Below are 1,169 nucleotides of genomic sequence, written 5' to 3'. Positions count from 1 at the left end.
GACGCTGCTGGACTAGCAATCTCTGAAAAAATGCGTGGACAAATCCGCGGTTTGGATCAAGCATCTCGTAACTCACAAGATGGTATCTCTTTAATTCAAACAGCTGAGGGTGCATTGAACGAAACACATGCAATCCTTCAACGTATGCGTGAGCTAGCTGTTCAAGGTGGTAACGATACTAACACTACTGATGACAGAACTCAAATTCAAACAGAATTGAACCAATTAATGTCTGAAGTTGACCGTATTGCTAATACAACTGAATTCAATACGCAAAACCTATTAAAAGGTTCTTTCTCAGCAACACTACAAGTTGGAGCTAATAATGGACAAACTATTAACTTCTCCATTAGTGGAATGGGTGCAGCTAGTCTTGGTCTTACAGCTGCTAAAATTTCAGTAGGAACTAACTTGCTTGCAAGTGGAGCAATTTCAACACTTGATGCTGCAATCAAGTCAGTTTCTACACAACGTTCAAACCTTGGTGCATTACAAAACCGCCTAGAGCACACAATCAACAACTTAGATACATCTTCTGAGAACTTGACAGCTGCTGAATCTCGTGTACGTGACGTAGACATGGCGAAAGAAATGATGACACAAACGAAAAACTCTATTCTTGCTCAAGCAGCTCAATCAATGCTTGCACAAGCAAACCAACAGCCACAAGGCGTATTGCAATTACTTCAATAATTTGTATCATTTTCTTATCAAAAGAGGATTGTCTATTTTTAGACAGTCCTTTTTTGTTTTTTAGTTATCCATTTCTATATTTAATAATACATAAAAGCTCTGAAGGAAAGTTTATTGGGAATATCTACTTGTTAATGAGAGGATTGAATTCCCGATATATAAAGTAGAGAGGGGAAGAGCTGCAGAACTTTCCCGATCATAAAAACACTAAACGTCTACAAGGATGTGGACACTTACATTCAGGGAGGAAGAATTAAAATGAGAATCAACCATAATATCGCTGCATTAAACACATATCGTCAATTGAGCTCTGCAACAAACGCTCAATCTAAATCAATGGAGAAATTGTCTTCAGGTCAACGTATCAACCGTGCTGGTGACGACGCTGCTGGACTAGCAATCTCTGAAAAAATGCGTGGACAAATCCGCGGTTTGGATCAAGCATCTCGTAACTCACAAGATGGTATCTCTTTAAT

At 38.8% G+C, this 1,169-nt stretch carries 1 protein-coding gene and 1 pseudogene; both read left to right on the top strand.

Annotated features, from left to right (window positions below):
* Positions 1-693, top strand: a 693-nt coding sequence (locus AB0G52_RS41250; protein WP_361344468.1) for a flagellin, incomplete at its 5' end; no start/stop codon positions are given.
* Between the two features lie 258 nt (positions 694-951).
* Positions 952-1,169: pseudogene (locus AB0G52_RS41245) on the top strand (flagellin); the annotation flags it as partial.

Origin of the sequence: Streptomyces sp. NPDC021562, assembly GCF_040640875.1 — a bacterium.
Lineage (GTDB): Bacteria > Actinomycetota > Actinomycetes > Streptomycetales > Streptomycetaceae > Streptomyces.
Note: the sequence above shows the minus strand (reverse complement) of the source record. Positions and strands in the feature narration are given on the sequence as shown.